General features: G+C 44.0%; 13 protein-coding genes. 8 read left to right on the top strand and 5 right to left on the bottom strand.

The window, feature by feature from the left end:
- Positions 1 to 219: 219 nt before the first annotated feature.
- Positions 220 to 1,959 carry an ABC-F family ATP-binding cassette domain-containing protein gene (locus BLS14_RS07135; RefSeq protein WP_090950510.1) on the top strand — a complete coding sequence of 580 codons (1,740 nt, stop codon included), beginning with the start codon at positions 220 to 222 and terminating at the stop codon, positions 1,957 to 1,959.
- Positions 1,960 to 2,273: 314 nt separating this feature from the next.
- On the opposite strand, the gene BLS14_RS07130 is transcribed toward BLS14_RS07135, so the two are convergent.
- The gene (locus BLS14_RS07130) at positions 2,274 to 2,831 is read right to left on the bottom strand and encodes a TetR/AcrR family transcriptional regulator (RefSeq protein WP_072733056.1); all 558 of its coding nucleotides are present in this window, start codon (positions 2,829 to 2,831) and stop codon (positions 2,274 to 2,276) included.
- Between the two features lie 108 nt (positions 2,832 to 2,939).
- Between BLS14_RS07130 and BLS14_RS07125 the strand changes: the two genes are divergently transcribed.
- Positions 2,940 to 3,773 carry an alpha/beta fold hydrolase gene (locus tag BLS14_RS07125; protein WP_090950508.1) on the top strand — a complete coding sequence of 278 codons (834 nt, stop codon included), beginning with the start codon at positions 2,940 to 2,942 and terminating at the stop codon, positions 3,771 to 3,773.
- Between the two features lie 343 nt (positions 3,774 to 4,116).
- On the opposite strand, the gene BLS14_RS33055 is transcribed toward BLS14_RS07125, so the two are convergent.
- Entirely contained in the window at positions 4,117 to 4,338 is a 222-nt protein-coding gene (locus tag BLS14_RS33055; RefSeq protein WP_256336234.1) for a TetR-like C-terminal domain-containing protein, read from the bottom strand.
- Positions 4,339 to 4,758: 420 nt separating this feature from the next.
- Between BLS14_RS33055 and BLS14_RS07115 the strand changes: the two genes are divergently transcribed.
- The 3 genes from BLS14_RS07115 (at position 4,759) to BLS14_RS07105 (ending at position 8,052) form a co-directional block, all read left to right on the top strand.
- Positions 4,759 to 5,181, top strand: coding sequence for a CocE/NonD family hydrolase C-terminal non-catalytic domain-containing protein (locus BLS14_RS07115; RefSeq protein WP_256336233.1), 423 nt, complete (start codon positions 4,759 to 4,761; stop codon positions 5,179 to 5,181).
- Between the two features lie 268 nt (positions 5,182 to 5,449).
- A complete protein-coding gene (locus BLS14_RS07110) occupies positions 5,450 to 6,163 on the top strand; it encodes a beta-glucanase (protein WP_090950505.1) in 714 nt (237 codons plus the stop codon).
- A gap of 200 nt (positions 6,164 to 6,363) precedes the next feature.
- On the top strand, positions 6,364 to 8,052 hold the full coding sequence (locus BLS14_RS07105) for an extracellular solute-binding protein (protein WP_083584605.1): 1,689 nt from the start codon (positions 6,364 to 6,366) through the stop codon (positions 8,050 to 8,052).
- A gap of 141 nt (positions 8,053 to 8,193) precedes the next feature.
- Here the strand turns inward: BLS14_RS07105 and BLS14_RS07100 are convergent, their stop codons facing one another.
- A complete protein-coding gene (locus BLS14_RS07100) occupies positions 8,194 to 9,834 on the bottom strand; it encodes a response regulator (RefSeq protein WP_063563772.1) in 1,641 nt (546 codons plus the stop codon).
- A 9-nt stretch (positions 9,835 to 9,843) separates the two neighbouring features.
- Complete coding sequence (locus BLS14_RS07095; protein ID WP_090950502.1) at positions 9,844 to 11,553, bottom strand: sensor histidine kinase; 1,710 nt, start codon at positions 11,551 to 11,553, stop codon at positions 9,844 to 9,846.
- Between the two features lie 146 nt (positions 11,554 to 11,699).
- On the opposite strand from BLS14_RS07095, the gene BLS14_RS07090 reads away from it, so the two are divergent.
- The 3 genes from BLS14_RS07090 to BLS14_RS07080 are packed head-to-tail and all read left to right on the top strand — an operon-like array spanning position 11,700 to position 18,027.
- The gene (locus BLS14_RS07090; protein WP_090950496.1) at positions 11,700 to 12,650 is read left to right on the top strand and encodes an ABC transporter permease; all 951 of its coding nucleotides are present in this window, start codon (positions 11,700 to 11,702) and stop codon (positions 12,648 to 12,650) included.
- Between the two features lie 15 nt (positions 12,651 to 12,665).
- Positions 12,666 to 13,544 (top strand): carbohydrate ABC transporter permease, encoded by an 879-nt coding sequence (locus tag BLS14_RS07085; protein WP_063563774.1) that lies wholly within the window; start codon positions 12,666 to 12,668, stop codon positions 13,542 to 13,544.
- A gap of 40 nt (positions 13,545 to 13,584) precedes the next feature.
- On the top strand, positions 13,585 to 18,027 hold the full coding sequence (locus BLS14_RS07080) for a carbohydrate binding domain-containing protein (protein ID WP_090950494.1): 4,443 nt from the start codon (positions 13,585 to 13,587) through the stop codon (positions 18,025 to 18,027).
- A gap of 457 nt (positions 18,028 to 18,484) precedes the next feature.
- On the opposite strand, the gene BLS14_RS07075 is transcribed toward BLS14_RS07080, so the two are convergent.
- Positions 18,485 to 19,537, bottom strand: coding sequence for an SDR family oxidoreductase (locus BLS14_RS07075; RefSeq protein ID WP_072733050.1), 1,053 nt, complete (start codon positions 19,535 to 19,537; stop codon positions 18,485 to 18,487).
- Positions 19,538 to 19,588: the final 51 nt, after the last annotated feature.

Genomic DNA, 19,588 nt, shown 5'->3' with positions numbered 1-19,588 from the left:
AATTAGCGGCTTTTTTTGTTTTTACGGTACAAGTTCAATGATTAATTCTGAGAATCGTCCAACAAGTCACCATTTTAAAGAAAGTACTAGAATTTCGAAGTGAGGGTAAGGGGCTACAAATAGATTGAACTTGGGGGTAAACAGTGTTACTCTAAAAGTCTGTGTTCGACAATATATTTAATAATAGTCACCATTTTAGTTGTAAAGAAAGGTAACACTATGATAAAAGTTGATAACTTATCCTTCTCATTTCCACAAAAGGAACTATATAAAAACATTTCATTTACGTTTGAAGAGGCACAACATTGTGCTTTTATCGGAACAAGTGGCAGTGGGAAAAGTACACTGATCGATATCCTGATGGATCCGGAACGATATTTGTTCGAGGGCAAGTTAGAGATAGACCCCGATTGCAGAATCGGGTATGTGAGTCAGTTTTTACAAGTAGACAAAACGAAAGAAATGACCGTTTTTGAATATATCGCAGAAGAATTCATCAAGATACAAGATGAAATTACAGCGATTTATGCGGAGATGGCCACCACATCGGATATGGATTCCCTGATGGAAAAGGTTCAATTGGCTTTGGATGCCTTCGAGGCGATGGATGGGGATAATTTCGAAAAAAACATCAATAAACAGTTAAACCTTGCCAACCTCATGAAGCTCAAAGATCTTAGTATATCCGCCATAAGTGGCGGGGAATTCAAACTTATTCAAGTGATGAAGGAAATGCTGAATCGTCCAGACTTAATGATTATGGACGAACCCGATGTATTTTTAGACTTTGAAAATCTGAACGCACTTAAAAAGCTTATTAATTCCCACAAGGGAATGCTGCTGGTTGTTACGCACAACCGGTATCTGTTGAATCATTGTTTCAACAAAATTATACACCTTGAAAACACGGAGATCCAAGAGTTTGATGGGCGGTACATTGATTATAACTTCTCGCTGCTTCAGACTAAGATCGAGCTGCAAGAAATCGCGGTTGCTGAAGCTGAAGAAATTGAGAGATACGATCACATCATCGACAATCTTAGAGAGATCGCCACGTACAATTCGGAAGCCTCCAGAGGCAGAGCGTTAAAAGCCAGAGTCAAGTTTCAAGAGAGATTGGAAGCACGTCGAATAAAAGAGCCCTTTGTCGATATCAAGCAGCCGAATATCAGTTTTGGTATCGATAAGGAAATGGAAGAAGCTGTAGTGGTTAAAGTCAATAATTATAGCGTTTCCTTTGATGAGCTGCTTTTGGAAAATGTGAACTTCGAGATCAAATCGACAGATAAAGTAGCCCTGATCGGTCCGAACGGTACCGGGAAAACGACTTTACTCCGAGAAATCTTTAAAAATAATCAGGATTCCATTGAAATCAATGCTGATGTTAACGTGGCTTATTTATCTCAGGTTCAAGGCGAAATGCTAAAAGATTCGAATACCATACTAAATGAATTCATAGATGCTGGGTTTCAAACGTATGATGAGATTAGATCGTATCTTCCAAACTATGGCTTTGAAGGAGAAATCCTTGATCAAAAGATTGAATCGTTATCTGGCGGAGAAAAAAACATGCTTCAATTGGCTAAAGTTTCTGCCAGTCAAGCCAGCGTATTGCTCCTAGATGAACCGACAAGCCATTTGGACATATATACACAAATCGCATTGGAGAAAGCCATTGAAGACTACAAAGGTGCGATTCTCATGATTTCTCATGATTTCTATTCTGTTGTTAATGGTATGGATTATGTTTTAATTATTGAGGACAAGACGATTAGTAAAATGAGTATACTAGAATTTAGACAGATGATTTATGCGAGTCATTTTAATGAAGACTATCTAGAAATTGAACAAAAGAAAAAGTCTGTTGAAATGAAAATAGAATTGGCTTTAAAAGATACGAATTTTGAACTTGCAAAAGGTTTGGTCGATGAGCTAGAAGAGCTAATTAAGTTGCTTTAAAGTGAATTAGTCTTGAGTTCAACGATGAAACATGATGTTGGTTGAAAAGTATCCATAAAAAAGACACTGATGAATAAAATATCAGTGTCTTTTTTATTGCATTGATTTCTTGATAGCTCTTGTCGTAGTCAGTGGTTCACTTGGGGTGCTTTTATTTTAGAACAGTAGATAATGATTCTTCCTTCCTATAAAGGACCATTGACTTTTCTCATTAATAGTTTGTTGTTATGAGGATGGAGTCCAACTTTCTGATCGGCATGAGCAACTTTAAGGAATAATTGTAATTCAGATAAGGATAATAAAAGTCGCCTCCATTAAAATAACGAGAATAATCGTTCAATGTTCTCTTCAAAGTTTTGTTGAATATTTACTTTTTTCGGAGCAATCCCATTATTCATGAGTTGCAGATGTCCAAGTACATAACTCAGAAATAATTGTTCATTTTGTTCAATCTTTGATTGATCTTTTGTAATGGCTTTAATAAGTTCAACTAAAATGTTATGCAAATGTTCCATTTGTTGCGAAACTGCTTCGGTATAGCTGAATTCAGCCAGTCCTCCAACCATTTCTGGGAATGTGAGTTTAGATTGTGAATATGAAATTACGCATAATGCGAATTTACGTAACGCGTCTTTTCCAGAGTACGCTAATAATTCATGGTAGATTAAGTCGACCAAGCCCTTTATGTAGATAGCTACAACTCCACTTTTTAAATCCTCCAAATTACTTACATACCGATATAACGACTGTGGCTGAATGGATAATGAACGGGCCAACCCGTTGTAGGTCAGCTTATCAAAGCCCAGTTCACTGCTGATTTTTAATCCTTGTTCAAGGACAAGTTCTCTTGATAAACTAATTCTCTTTGTCATAATTCCATCCTTTTTTGTTTGCTGACTTGACCAACTCATACCATGAGTATATAGTTCATGTCATGAGTTAGCAATAGTTTTCAAATACTTTTAAAGGAGCGATTTCCAATGAGCAGATTACAAGTTAATGGTGCCAATTTACATTATGAAACAGTGGGCCAAGGTCCTGTTCTCCTCTTTATTCCGGGAGCTAATGGCACTGGGGATATTTATACGGGCACCGCAAAATTTCTACAAAGCCGATATACTGTGGTAACATATGACCGCCGCGGCTACGGACAGAGTGAATTAACATCACCGTTGCCAGAAGATGCTCACAATCCACATAGCACGTACCGTCTTGAAACCGACGCTAATGATATAGCTGCTTTGGCAAAACATCTAAGTGATGAACCTATATATATTTTAGGCAGCAGTTCAGGAGCAATTGTCGCAATGGAAACCTTTCAAGACCATCCTGATATTGTTAAAAAAATTGCATTCCATGAACCGCCTATTAACACATTTTTGGCTGATTCCGCAGAATGGGCAGCAATGAATGATAAAATAGTTGAAACTTTTCAAACAGAGGGAATGGCAGCAGCCATGAAACTATTCGCTGAAGCTATGCATACCGTTCCGATGGATACCCAGATGATGGCTAAGCCAGCAGTTTCGATTGAAAATGTTGATAATCCCGTGGTTAAAGGAATGGTTGATTGGTTCAAATATGAAATTCGCCAATATACTAGCCGTAAAATCGATATCAACAAGCTGACCGAACAAAAAGCTGAAATTGTCTTATTTAATGGAACAGATTCCGTTGGCTCCTTTCCTCAAGATGTAGTCAAAGACTTATCCGAGAAACTTGGTTTACCGATTCACTCCATCGCAGGCGCTCATTTAGGCTATGCTCAAAAGCCGCAGGAATTTGCTCACACTTTAGAAGAATTGTTTGTTTAATGTAAGAAGCGGTGAAAAGCTGTCAAAGTGAATTTGAGAGTAGAGCACTGAGAAGGATATGTTAAAAGGGGTTGATGAGCAATCATCCGTCCCTGGTTTAAGGCAAGCTGGCTGCATTCGAAGTTTCCCTACACAGCGTCAACTACGTGCCGATCATTGGCATATTAGTGTAGAGTTTCATATAATACTGTTCTTTTATGTAACCAGTCGCTGTAATCCTACCGGCGGCTGGTTATTTAGTTTCGCAAGAATTCGACAATAGTCCTGATCTCTGGCGCTGTCGGTTAGTATTCACATTCCTTACGACCCATGTTTAATGTCAAAATCAGATTCTCTGGGTGAATTATTTTTTTAAACCAGCTGCGAAGAAGGGACCATTAACCGAAATGGTTGTTAGGATACGAGCCATTTCAAGAGGAGATTCTTTTGTGCCACTTTCCAACCATTGTTGAAATACCACTATTATCGCACTTCCCATATAAGCAGCTAAATATTGTCCTGGAACAAGGAAGTCTTCTTCCTTTAAAAAAGCATTTGGATTGTTTCCATAGAGTGTTTCCCACATGAATTCTTTCAATCTGGTTTGAAATGTTAAATCCCCATTTGGACCTAACACGGCAAATAAATCCGCTATTTATATTTAAATACTCAAATAATGAAATAGTAAAGGTAAATGGCATTAATGTTTCTGAATCAGTTTCAAGTGCGGAAATAACACTTGGGTAGCTTTCTTTCGTAAGTCTGGACAAATCAAGCATAATTTCCTCTTCGCATTTTGTCATTAAATCAAATTTGTCTTGATAGTGAGCATAAGGTCACAATATACGTCAGCTGAGGTTCAGAACGAATCCACACTGACCTTTAATGCCGAGCTTGGTCAGACTGCAAACAGTGATTTACGGTTTAGATTTACCGCCAACGAGGACATGGAGATCACCGGAAATATGAAGCTCAAGCCTGGGTCTCCACCGATGACACGGATGATATGGATCTTTTTGTCGGCATTAAGAAATTCGACAGACGGGGTAATAAAGTATTCTTGCCTGACTTCAACCATCTTGAAAACGGTCAGGTGGCTAGTGGATGGTTAAGAGTTTCCCATAGAGAGCGGGATCCTGTGAAATCTACGCCATATCAGCCTGTACTGAAGCACAAGAGATTATTGAAGCTTACTAAAGGTGAGATCGTGCCGGTAGAAATTGAAATATTGCCTTCAAGCGTCTTCCTCAATAGTGGGGAAAGTCTGGTGCTGGTTATAAAAGGAAGCGATATCATTATCGATGACAACCCAACAGGTTCAAGGGGTTATGGGCACACCGATACAGTGAACAAAGGAACTCATTCCATTCATGTCGGTGGCAAGTATGATTCATTCCTTTTGGTACCAGTGATTCCTTCGAAAGAGTAGTGAAAGCCCTGATTAATGAACCCATATTTATTTTGGGCAGAAGTTCTTGAAAAGAATCTATGTAGAAATGATTATCTTGAAAATTGAATATTCATTCTTTAAAGTTTGTTATAGTTCGCCTATCCTGATCCATATAAAATAGAAGCACCAACCATGAAAGCGTTTTATAAGTTGAAAGGCTATTAATGTAGTTGATTTTCACGAATGACTTATGCCAATTGACTTATAACGATTGCTTGCAGGTTGGAATCAGTGATGGAGGTGTATGATGAAAAGAAAGGCATGGTACACATTAATTATGTCAGGAATCGTTTCTTTATTCTTTTCCGTAAGCGCTTTCGCCGGGTATGTGTTCTGGGAGCCATTAAGTTACTTCAACCCGAGTACGTGGCAAAAAGCAGACGGTTACTCCAATGGTTCAATGTTCAATTGTACTTGGCGGGCTAACAATGTTAATTTTACGAGTGACGGTAAACTCAGGCTCGGCTTAACAAGTTCTGCATACAACAAATTCGATTGCGGGGAATATCGATCAACCAACAATTATGGATATGGCTTGTACGAGTTGAGCATGAAGCCTGCGAAGAATACGGGAATCGTTTCTTCCTTCTTCACCTATACAGGGCCTGCAAATGGCACGCAGTGGGATGAAATTGATATTGAATTCCTGGGAAAAGATACTACGAAAGTCCAATTCAATTATTATACGAACGGAGTCGGCGGTCATGAGAAGGTTATTAACCTTGGCTTTGATGCGTCCCAAGGCTTCCATACGTATGCTTTCGATTGGCAACCAGGTTATATCAAATGGTATGTGGACGGTGTGCTGAAACATACTGCAACGTCCAACATTCCCATTACACCCGGCAAAATCATGATGAACCTCTGGAACGGAACTGGCGTTGACGACTGGCTTGGGCCATATAACGGGGCTAATCCGCTCTACGCTGAATACGATTGGGTGAAATATACGAGTAACTAGAATCACATGCAGAAGCAGCCGTTCGTCAGGCTGCTTTTTTTTGTATCTCAAGAGGATTGCATTTATACAAGATTCATATCCATTTTCCAATATCCTAAATTAATGCAATAAATGTTGCAATATTAGTATGGGCTTACACATCGATTATTCATTATGATGTACTCTGTAAACAACATTACATAGACAGGGGGAAATAAAGGTTGGACACTAGCAAAAAGAAACGAATAGGTAGTTTGGCGCTAGCAGGGATGTTCGCGTTGTCAGCCGTCCTGAGTGGATGCAGTAGCAGCGGGCCGAGCAAAGAAGCTGAGCCAAGTGCACCAAGTACTGCATTGGAATTGAAGGATGGAAAATATGATCCGCCAGTGAGCATCACATATTTGCGGCCGTGGGGACCAGATGTGAAGTTCAAGTCGGGAGAGGATCAGGACAACAACGTTCATACCCGATGGGCAAAAGACAAGCTGGGGATTGAACTGAAAAATCAGTGGGTATCTCCGTCCACCAATAACGCTTTTGAAACGAAGCTGCGTCTGTCGCTTGCTTCCAATGCAGAAATGCCAGACATTATTTCGTATCGCGGCGAGTTCAATCTGGTGCGTGAGTTGATCGAAACCGGCAAGTTTGTCGATGCCGGCGAATTATTTGATAAATATGCGAGCGATGCATGGAAATCAGCTGTGAATGAAGATCCTTCCGTGTGGTATCCTTACATGCAGGACGGTAAACGAATCGGTATTCCCATTCTGGATTATGCGTACAACGGAGACCCAGTCATGTGGGTTCGGGAAGACTGGATGAAGAAATTTAATCTGAAGGCACCCGAAACATTAAGTGATCTTGAGGTTATTATGGAAACGTTTACAAATAAAGACCCGGATGGAAACGGAAAAAAGGATACGTTCGGACTGACGATCGGATTCAAGAACTGGATAAATACCTGGATGTCTGATGCAGGCTGGATTTTTGGAGCTTATGGCACGATGCCGAATCAGTGGAACCTGACCGCAGACGGAAAGCTTGAATACGGCTCGGTGACGCCAGGCGCCAAAGAGGCTCTTGCTACATTGCAAGATTGGATGAGCAAGGGGTATATTCCTGAAGAAGCGGGCGTATATGATGAGACCAAGGCTGCTGAAGAGTTTACTGCAGGCAAAGCAGGTATCGTCGTGGGGCCTCACTGGATGCCGTCATGGCCGCTGGAGGACGTGAAGAAAAATAATCCTGAAGCTGAATACAAGGCGTATCCGATTCCGGCCGGACCTGAGGGCAAAGCAGGCAGACATGGTACATCTAATGGTAACGGCGTGATCCTGATTAACAAGGATATGAAGAACCCGGAAACATTTTTCACGTACCAAAATTATCTGTTTGATCATTATGCCAATCCGCCGGAGGGCGATGAATTCGAACATGGCTTCGCCGAAGGATATGATTGGGTAATGGTAGATGGTAAACCTTCTACGGATGCAAGCCTTACAGACGGTTATGCTCCTGAGAAATACACGTTGACCTTTGACGGAGCACGAATTCCGAATTTGAGCATGACAACGCTCGCGAAGCTTGCCGGCGGCGAAGAGGCCACGACGCCTTTCGAGAAAAAAATCAATTCTGGAGTACCGGCACCGATGCTGGAGGCAGCCAAGATTGTTTTGGATCAAAAGGACATTGTTTACAGCCAGATGTTCACTGGCGCTCCTACGATGACCATGCAGATGAACAATGATATATTAGCCAAGATGGAGAAGGACATGTTTGCTCAAATTATCTATGGGAAAACTTCGATTGACGCATTTGACTCCTTTGTTGAGAAGTGGAAATCTTCTGGCGGGGATCAGATCACGCAGGAAGTGAACGAGTGGTATCAGTCTGTAACCAGCGGAAAATAAGAACGAATAAAACACCGCATTTTTGTAAACGCGCTAAACAACTTGAAGAGGCATTGCTGGAGAAGATCTCCGGCAATGCCTTGTTTGGAGATACGTCATGAAAAGCGGCTAAGATAGCAAATGGACGGGACGATGTTAGGTTCAGACGGGTAGATTCTCCCTGTATTCTTGCGGAGTAAGGTCATAGAACTTTTTGAAAACACGTATGAAATATGCAGTATTGTTATATCCGACAAGATCGGCTATTTCGAATACCTTCGCGCCTGACGTCCGCAAATAATAGGCCGCTTTTTCCATTCGTAATCGATATACATATGCTGTAAGGGCTTCTCCAGTCTCTGCCTTATAGACTTTGGATAAGTAAACAGGATGCAGGTGAACATGATCTGCAATCGCTGGCAAGGATACGTCTGAAGCCAGGTGCAGGTCCACAAAGCTTTTGACACTGCGGACGATGGTGCTGTGATTGTCCTTCAGCTCTTGTTCAGCATCTTCGCTTATGTAATGGAGTGTCCGGATGGACCAGTCTTTCAACTGCTGTGCGGTACCATAACTTGGTGCTTGAAAATACCGATATGTTTCAGCGGGCAGGAGGGTAGAGATCTGCTTCCCGTTTTTGTGGATTATATAAGCAAAGGCCCCGGCTAAGGCATGGTACACTTCAATCGTCGTCTCCACGATATCATGATGCTCTCCCGAATGCAGCAGCTCTTCAAAAATCACCTCGATTTTCTGTTCCACATCGTCGAAACGTCCGGCTTCCAACAGACTAATGAGTGTTGGCGGCTTGTAGAGAGAACGGATTGCTGGCAGTGGATGGACATCCGTTTCATCCGAAGCCGTCACGAACAAACCTTGTGTTTGACCCATCCGCTTTCGCATGGACCTTACGGCACCCTCATATATTTCTCCAATTTCGTAAGGAAACTTGCCCCAACGGGAAACCGAGATGGAGATGGCGCCTTTCAAGTACAACTGCACGTTCGTTTGAATTTGGGCCGCATAATGCTCCAGCAGCGTTTGCGGCTTCTCATCCTTGTTAAAATTCTTGGCGCCGGAATGTTTGACACTGACCAGGACGACAAGATAATCATGAACATCTCGTGTGTGCCAGATATGAAAATGATTATGCGTCACTTCGCTAATGATATTGCATATGGCATATTCCATTAATGAGAGGTCGCTGTGTGCCATTTCGGACAAGTGTTCCTCCATACGTATGACCAGCATACCTAGATCTTCATCAATCGAGTAGGGTAGTTCCAGCAGCTCGAGCTTGTCTGCCAGCACTGCTGAGGAATAGGTTTTACCCGTCAGCAATTCATGAAGCATAGTGGATTGCAATAAAGGCAGGTTATCCTGAAAAGCATTTAATGCCCGTTGGTATGACGCCGCGGTTTCCCACTTTTTCTTGATCCGGTCCACGAGACGCTGCATGGTTTCGATCAGGTCTTCATCGCTCACCGGTTTCAGCAAATAATCAAAGCTTTCTTTTGCAATAGCCTGCTTCGCATATTCAAAATCGGCGTATCCTGACAAAAGGATGGTCTGCACATGCGGCCATCGTTCGTGGATTGCCGTAATAAGGGCGATACCAGACATCTCCGGCATACGTATGTCCGTAATTACGATATCTATGTCGTGATTCTCCATAATCTCGAGCGCTACATCACCAGATAACGCTTCGTGGACTACACTGATTCCGCAGCTTTCCCATGGAATGGTTTCGGCTAATGTTTCCACGACCGAACGTTCATCGTCGACTAATAAAATCTGTAACATAAGTGTCACCTACTCGTTGGTATTGTCGTGCCATGTGATGCTGACTTTCACTCCGCCCATGGTCGAATGCTCATAAGTCAGACCTGCTCCTTCACCATACAGAAAATACAAACGTTGATGGACATTCCAGGTACCACAACCCATGTTTCCGTCGAGCGGTTTGTGAAGGTTGCTCCTCAATTGATCGAGTTGGTCATCGGTCATACCAAGACCACTGTCTTCGACCGTTATCGTATACATATCGTTCTTGTAAATTGCATGAATGCTGATCTCGCCGTCTTCTATTCGGGGCTCAATCCCGTGAATGATAGCGTTCTCAATAATGGGCTGGAGCGTCAACCTGGGCACGGTCCTATCTAAAATATCTTGGGGCACGTCGATTGTAAAATGCATTCGTTCCAACCTTAGCGACTGGATCTCCAGATAGTTTTTGACCATCGTCAGTTCTTCCTTGATCGTTGCCTGATCATTCTCAGACCTTGTTATGTATCGATAATACTCGCCCAGATTCAGAGCCATGGCTACGACTGCTTTTTCATTTTTCATCCTGGCCATGTTCTTGATGTAGAAGAGGCAATTGTAGAGAAAATGCGGGTTAATCTGAGATTGAAGCTGTTTCAGCGTGGCTTCGCGACTCCTCAATTTTTCTTCGTACACATTCTCAATCAACTCCTGGATTCGTTGTGCCATGATGTTGAATCGTGCAAACAACAGGCTGAATTCATTGCGTGAGGAATGATGCAGGCGAACGGAAAAGTCTCCGGTCGACAATCGATTCGTTCCTTTCACCAATTGAAGAAGTGGGAGTTGCACACTCCGATACAGCACATACAACACAACAACGCTCATGGCGATCAGAACAGCAATTGATGCGTAAAAAAGGTTACGGCTGCTCGTAATCGGTCTTAGGATCTGCTGCATAGGAACATAGTCTACATAGTACCATCCCAGACTGTCGGATTGAATATACGAGACATAGTATTCCGTTTGATTCATCTTGGTGGTGAATCCTCCTTTTGCCTGTAAATTCGCCTCTTGCAGCTTGAACTGGACAGCATTCAGGGTGTCCTTTCCGCTGCTGTTGGTGATTAAGCCGAACTCAGGATGAAACATGAAGGGATCACCTTTGTTGTTTAATTTGTTCTGATCCAGCATGGCAGTTAAGTGACGCACAGGGAAGCTGATTTTGGTAATTAATCTGGCCTTGCCCGGCTTGCCAATCGCTGTAGTTGGCTCCGTAGTATACCACTCAAACTGATTATGGGTATACGTCCATGACTTCGAGAGCGGTTCTGTAAATTCATCTTCCCTGTACGGGATGAATGCATAATAGTCCGTTGAAATCACTTTATGCAGACGCGGAAAATACAACGTGATAGTCGAATGCCATTTGCTGGCCGCGTTGTAGAGATTCATTTTTTCCAAAATGGCACTTCCGACTTTGACACGTTCATAGGGGACATCCTTGTAATCCGGGCGCTGGTACTCCTGAATGCTGGAATCCTGTCCGATAGACATTCCGTAGAGGGATAGTTGGTATATATTGGATTCTACAGAATCGGCAAAGGTTGACAAGTGATTCATGGTGTTGTTCTGAATCTCGTGTTTGATAACACGCACGCTTTCTCTGTTGGAGTATGTGTAGAGAAACAGAACCAGAATAAGCAGTATCACAAACAGCAGCGTTATTTTGGTAAAGACATTCAAACGGGTGAGCAACGTTCAACCTCCTCAACTTATTAAAATATTGTTATCGTTGTTGCAATATTAGGATATAGATCGCTAATGACCGTTGCTATAATTTTAATATACAAGTTCCTGCGGACTTGTAAAATATAAATTTTTAGAACATGGGGGATGTTGGGGTGAAGGAACATACGATAGAAACGCCGAGCAAGCGGCTGGCCATCAAGGTAAAAAAGCGCTGGAATATACAACGAAACTGGTCCTTGCATATGATGCTCGTTCCGGCGGTTTTGCTGGCCGTAGTATTTCAGTACATACCAATGGGTGGGATTGTTATCGCTTTCCAGGATTTCAAACCCTACCTTGGATTTTCAGAATCCAAATGGGTGGGTTGGGACAATTTTAAATATTTGTTTTTATATCCCGATGTCGGCCAAGTAATCTGGAACACCTTAATCATTTCTTTTTTCAAAATTGTCGCAGGATTGGTCGCACCATTTCTTTTCGCAATCTTGTTAAACGAAGTCCGTTTGGTCGCTTTTAAAAGAGTAAGCCAAACACTCGTTTATCTGCCTCACTTCCTCTCTTGGGTTATCTTGGGCGGGATTTTGCTTGACATCCTTTCTCCGCAAGGAGGCATGGTGAACAGGCTTATTGTTGCACTGGGAGGGGACCCGATATTTTTCCTGGGGGATGGAACATGGTTTCGCATAACACTTATAATTAGTGATATTTGGAAAGAATTCGGCTTTGGAACAATCGTGTTTTTGGCCTCTCTCGCAGGAATAAATCCTTCATTGTATGAAGCAGCAGAAGTGGATGGAGCCAACCGGTTCAAGCAGACTCTGCATATTACCATTCCTGCGCTGATGCCGATCACCATAGTACTTATGACACTCTCCATCGGAAACATTCTGAATGCGGGATTCGATCAGGTGTTCAACCTGTACAATCCACTTGTTTATGACAAAGGAGACATTATCGATACCTTCGTATATCGACTCGGTATCCTGAACGGCAAGATGAGTTTTGCCACAGCGGTAGGGTTGTTCAAATCCGTGGTTGCAACCATTTTGATTGTTATCTCATACCGACTCGCTTATAAAATGGCTAACTACCGAGTGTTCTAGAGAGGAGAAAAGGGCTTGTATTACAAAACAAAAGGGTATCGAATATTCAGTGTTGCCAATTATATTTTTCTCGGAGTGTTATCGCTGCTCTGCATATTACCTATCATTCATATTTTGGCTGTTTCGTTCAGCAGCATGGCACCGGCCTCTTCCAATCTGGTCAGCTTCTGGCCCATCGGGTTTACGACTGATGCCTATGTGAAGACGTTTGGCAATTCGAACTTTATCAACTCCTTGATGGTCTCGGTCAAACGTACTGTAATTGCTACCATTATCGGGATGGTCATTATGCTGATTACGGCCTTTCCGTTATCAAAGGAAGATATTAGTTTTAAGGGTCGCTCGATGTACACGTGGTTCTTTGTTTTCACGATTTTATTCAGCGGCGGTCTTATACCGAGTTATATTCTGATCCAGAAACTCGGTTTGATGGATACGATCTGGGCGCTTATTCTGCCAGGAGCATTGTCCGTGTGGAATGTCATACTCATGATGAACTTCTTTCGGGGGTTGCCTAAGGAACTGGAGGAGGCGGCTTATCTGGATGGCGCGGGTCATATCAAAACCCTGGTGTTGGTCTACATCCCGCTGTCCCTTCCGGCAATCGCCACACTGTCCTTGTTCACCATGGTGTATCAATGGAACTCCTGGTTCGACGGCATGATCTATATGTCGGATGTTAAAAATTATCCACTAGCTTCGCTGCTTCAGACGATTATCGTGCAACAAGACCTCAGTAAAATCAATGTGGACCCGTCCATGCTGGAGAACGTCTCCCAGCGTACGGTTCGCGCGGCACAGATCTTTATCGGCGCATTGCCTATTTTGCTGGTCTATCCATTTTTGCAACGCTTTTTCGTGAAAGGAATCGTCATTGGGGCAGTGAAAGAATAGCACTGACTGGCAATGACAATACGATGAAGGGGGAATACGATTGAAAAAGGGATTGGCATGTCTCGTAGCAGGAAGCATGATGGTTTCACTGATTTATCCGGCAATTGTCGGGGCAGAAAGCGCACAGCAGCAAGCGGAGGCGGAACATGTGCAGGCGACTAGCCTGCATTCCGCTCCTTATAAGGATCTGACGGGACACTGGGCAGAAACTGCCGTGGCGCGCATGCAAGATCTTGCTTTGACCAGTGGTTATGCGGACGGCACATTTAAGCCTAATGAAATCATCAGCCGGGCCGAGTTTGTGGTGATGCTGGACCGAGTATTCGGATTTGCAGGCGGTCCACGATCAGCATCTTTTTCGGACGTTTATGAAGAGGACTGGTACTATGATGCATTAATGCGGGCAAATGGCTCGGGAATCATCCAGGGAACGGATGCAGCGCACCTGTCACCGCAACGACCGATCACCCGGCAAGACGCTGCTGTCATGGCGGATCGTGCGTTTCAGTTATGGACAGGCAAGGAAGATGAACGAGTAGTGTCAAGTTTTAAAGATGAGACAGATGTAGCAGGGTATGCCAGAAAAGCACTCAGTTATTTTATCAGTGAGAAAATTGTAAACGGATACAGTGGTAAACTTACTCCGCAGTCGAACATTACGCGAGCAGAAGCAGCAATGTTATTGTCCTCTATGATTGGGGATGTTATAAGCGCTCCGGGCACGTATGAATCCAAGGTCGAGGGTAATTTAATCGTTCGGTCTGCCGACGCGACGTTAAAGAACACAACCGTAAACGGTAACTTGTTACTAACTGAAGGCATTGGTGATGGTACCGTGGCGCTGGATGGTGTGACCGTCACCGGAAGCGTAATCGTGAAAGGCGGCGGAAGCCACTCTATCCTTATCCGCAACTCCAAACTGAAGCGCGTCGTGGTCGACAAAGCTTCCGTTCCAGTACACCTGGAGATTGCAGGAGGCAGTCAAGTTGAAGAGATGCTTGTCTTGCGTAAAGCAACGGTTGAACTTTCTTCCGACACCATCGTCGATGCGCTTACGATTTTGGACAAAGCTCGGCACACCCGCATTAATACAAAAGGCAAGATCAAGCTGCTGAAGGTGGATGCAACGGACGTACTCGTTAACGGAAAAAAAATCACTCCAGGGCAGCACACGATGATGACGCCTGAAATTGAGCAGACTGTGCCATCCAAACCATCAACGCCCGTCAATGGGTCGAATGATCCGATATCGTCGATACCGAGCGGACAGACGCCATCCGTTCCCGGAAATCCAGCAGGTGAAAAGCCGATTCCTGCAACGACAATTCCGAATGAACAATGGGAACTGGTTTGGAACGACGAATTCAGCGGGTCTTCCGTGGATGCTTCCAAATGGATCGTTGAGGATACCGGGCTCGTCTACAACAACGAATTGCAGTATTACAGCCCGAACAATACACGCGTCGTCAAGGATGGCGAACGAAACGTGTTGCAAATCGAGGCAAAACGGGAGTCGAAGAGCGGCAAAGAGTATACCTCGGGCAAATTGATGACGATGGGGAAAGGCGACTGGACATATGGCAAAGTGGTTGTGCGCGCCAAACTTCCTGTACAGAAAGGCATGTGGCCCGCAATCTGGATGATGCCTACGGATGAAGCCCATTACGGAGGATGGCCGTCATCCGGAGAGATCGACATCATGGAGTTGATCGGCGGCAAAGAGGCCGAACACGAAGTATACAGCACACTCCACTATGATGCCGTGAAGGCTGACGGTTCACACGGTCATGATCAAGGGAAGTTTACATTGCCCGAAGGCAAGTCCTTTGCAGACGAATATCATGATTTTCAGGTAGAGTGGCTACCAGGTTTGATTCGCTTCTACGTTGACGGGAAACTGCATCATCAGGTGAATAACTGGCAGACGACAGCTGCGGGCCAGCCGGAGAGTTACACCTTCCCAGCACCGTTCGATCGTCCGTTCTATCTGATCCTGAACTTGGCGGTAGGCGGAGACTGGCCGGGATCACCAGAAAGCGAGTTTGTCTCAGAAAAGATGAATGTGGATTTCGTCCGGGTGTATTCGTACAAAAACCTGAACGAATGGCCGGACGTAACATCGAATCCGATCGAGCCTGAACGACAACGCGAACCTCAAGCGGATGGCAACCAGATCTATAATGAACGCTTTGCCGAAGGTTTGGGTGCTGATGGTGTGCCGAACCAATGGAAATTCATCACGAATGCCAGCGGGGCTGGTAAGGTAGAGGTCGTTGAGGATGAACAGAAAGGTAAAGCTGCGAAAGTTACGATCACGCAGGCAGGAACCGAAAATTATTCCGTGCAACTAACGCAAATGCCGATCTACGTGAAGAAAAATAAAAAATATAAGGTGCAGTTTGATGCCAAGGCATCTGCAAACCGGGTGATACGATCCAAAGTGACTCAGTTTGAAAAAAGCTGGACAAACTATTCCGGTGAAAAATCTTTCTCCTTAACTACGGATTGGAACCCGTACGAATACACCTTCAACATGCGGGATGGTACGGACAACAATGCCAGATTCGAATTCAATTTAGGACTGAGTGACGCTTCCGTGACTGTGTCCAATGTCAGACTGATCGAAATTGGCGAAGCAGATCCACTGCCGATAGAACGAAAAGCGCTACCGGATGGCAATTACGTCTTCAACGGCACGTTTGATCAAGGCAAAAACCGTTTGGGATTCTGGTCCACTCAGACCCATTCGGGTGCGGAAGCCCAGGTCTCCGTAAACAACTTCTTGAAATTCCCGATCATGGAAAGACAACTCGTGGTTGATGTTGCGCAAACCAACGGCCGGCCGGATCAAGTAGTTGTGGTTCAGCCGGATATGAAACTGGAAGCAGGCACAACCTATGGTTTCTCGTTCGACGCCAAGTCCGATGCGCCTCGCACAATGGACATCGACATGACCAGCAGCGATGGTCATGTCGTACAGGTTCATCAAGGACAGCAGATCCGGCTTGGGCAAGAGATGAAGAACTACACCGGTGAGATTGTGATCGGAGAGGGTACAGCTACAGCAATGTCCGAACTTCGTCTATTATTCGGCAGTTCCACGGGCAAGGTCTATGTAGACAATGTTCGCCTTACGAAACGTGGTAAACCTGTAACGATTCATGGGTACACGCACATTCCTGCAGTAGATGCCTGGATTATGCAAGGGTTACAAATAGAAAACTCCGATGAAGGGGGCAAACATGTCAGCTACATGGATGAAGGAGACTTGCTGCAATACAAGATCGATGTGACGAACGAAGGAGTTTACGCTTTCTCCACGCGGTTAGCCAGTGCTAAGAGTGATTCAAAAGTTCGCTTCAGCGTCAAGGATGAACAAGGGACGACGATTGCAAGCGCCGATCTTCTTCTTGGAGACACGGGGGGCTGGCAAACTTACAAAACCGTTTATTTACCACCGGTTTCGCTGAAAGCGGGAAGCCAGTATTACGTAAATTTTGAAGGCAATGAGTACAATACACACTGGCTGGACATTTCACAGAATAAGTTAAAGAATGGCGAGCTGGCAGCAGATCGTACCCATTGGGAACTGACTCCTGCCGACCTCACGGCTTCGTATGAAGGTCAAACTGGCATCCGCATTGCCTTGCCAGTGACAATCGGAAATTGGTGGGATGCGTTATTGCAGCAAGGCCAACTTGCGCTGGATGCCGGAAAGACATACCGGCTGAGCTTCGAGGCTTCCGTATCCGATCCAAAATCAATGCAGGCCGTGATCTCGCAGAGCGGCGGAGAATTCGCCAAGTATATGGAAGAAACGGTGGAACTGACTGAGGAGAAGCAGCAGTATGCGTATACATTTACGATGGGAGGCACTTCCGATTCAGAGGCCGTGCTGGCCTTTGGATTGGGATATCCGTTGTCTAAACCGCATAACGTGTTGATCCAAAACGTGGCATTATTTGAAGTGAATCCAGGCGCTGATCAGGGCGGACAGCCGGTGTCTGTCAATCTGATTCCGAACGGCGACTTTGCGAAAGGAAGCGAAGGCTGGTTCACGTACGTAGACGGCAATCCTGCAAATCTAGCAATTAGTGTTGCGAATCAACAGTTGCTAGCTCGAATCGGCCAAGTAGGGAGCAATCCATGGGATCGAAAGGTCATTAATGAAGGGTTTGGCGTTCAGCAAGGTTATATCTACAAACTTACCTTCAAAGCCAAAGCGGATAAGGCGCGAAAAATGGGATTGGGCATCGGCTGGGTCGACGTTCCCGCCAAATATGCTTGGCACGGTTTTTTTGGAGAGCGAGTGGACCTGTCCACAGAGGAACAAGAGTATTCCTACAAGTTCGAAGCTACCGAACCAAGCTATGCGAATACTCGAATTGTTTTTGACATGGGCAACATTTCCGGGACGGAAGACAGTGATACGACAATTACATTGTCTGATGTCACCCTGATTAACTTGGGGCCAGCCAAATAACCCAATGCCTACCATAGATTAATGCTTGGATGCTTTCCCCAAAGAATATATCTGTTCGCAAAAAAAGAATCCGGGTGCACCTGGATTCTTTTTTTGCGGCCTAAGCGCGGACGCCGTAGCCCGTGATGACGGGATCGAGTGAGGGAATATATCCATCAAAGTAGTCCACTTGACTGGAGGAGTGTTGAATGGAGATTCTTCAGAACTAAAGACAGTAAACCAATGTATAAACATTTCTTAGAAGGCCTTCAAAGGATGGGAGGGAAATTTAACCTCCGACAATTTCAACCACTTCTCGTGTAAATTTCTCCGGCTAGTTAAAGGCAATGACGGCAAATGCCGCAATATCAATCGATGAAATCATTTGAAAAGCGGTATCGGCATCTACAATTTCCGGAATCAGCAATTGGTCGCCCTCAAAACACTCGAATTTGTATTGTAATATGAAATACTAAGTTTAGGGAATGAGTTTTTGTTTTTTTAGTTCATCCATAACAGCAAATAATTCTTTTTCTGTATCCATCACTTCATGAAAACCGAATTGCTTAATTTTTGTAGTATCTGAAATAACATCATAGTCGCATCCAAATACAAAATCACCAAATGGCCAAGCAGCAACTTTTTCATATGGAGTTTGCAGCAAATCATATTTGTTAACCATACTGGCCCAAGTTTCTTTTTGTAAAGGCATTAGCTCTGTCAAAGAAATCGTCTGTATCGGGCCAGCGTCTATTTTAAAGTACTGAGCTAATTTTGGCCAAAGGTCTTCCCAGCGGAAAAGGTCTCCGTTTGTGATATTGAAAACTTCAAGTGCAGTATGTTTTTGAAGGGCTGCCCATTCAGAAGCTCGCGCAAGAAGAGAAGCATCTGTAAATTGGACTAGTGCTTTATAAGCATTTTCTTTACCTGGGAATCGAAGTGGAAGGGCTAACTCTTTGGAAATTGATGCATATACGCCAAGAACCATGGCAATACTCATTGGATTACCAATGGATACACCAGCAACGACATCAGGGCGTAGAATCGTCCAAGTCCAACTCTTTCCTTTTTGGTGAGTTCGTAAAAAATCCTCCTGGTTATAATAAAAGTTTGGAGGAAGATGCCTTGGATCATTTTCTTTCGCAGGCGTCTTAAATTTCCCGAGATGGACCCCATATACTTTTGCACCCTGCATCAAAATAACTCGGTCCAATGAATTCGAGGTCTCCTCAACAGCTTTCACGACATTAGCCAGCATACTTGTATTCACATCAAGCTGTTCTTGAGATTGTGCAGGGAAATCTTGATATGCAGCATAAAAGATATGAGTGATGCCTCGGATTTGTTCCAGTTTATTCCTAAGCAATTCAGGATTTAATAAATCCAGACTTACATAACGTTCAGGGTTCTTTTTGGGGATATTTCTTGCAACACCGATTGCATCCCATTCGTCCAATATACTTAAATGATCAAGAATATAGCTTCCAATAATACCAGTTGCACCTACGACAAGAGCCTTGTATTTAGTCATTCTCAATCCTCCTTAATGGTTATGAAGCTATCATAGGTCACCAAATTCCAT

The organism is Paenibacillus sp. OK060 (assembly GCF_900101205.1).
Lineage (GTDB): Bacteria > Bacillota > Bacilli > Paenibacillales > Paenibacillaceae > Paenibacillus > Paenibacillus marchantiae.
The sequence above is the reverse complement of the archived record's forward strand: the minus strand, read 5'-3'. Positions and strand labels throughout refer to the sequence as shown.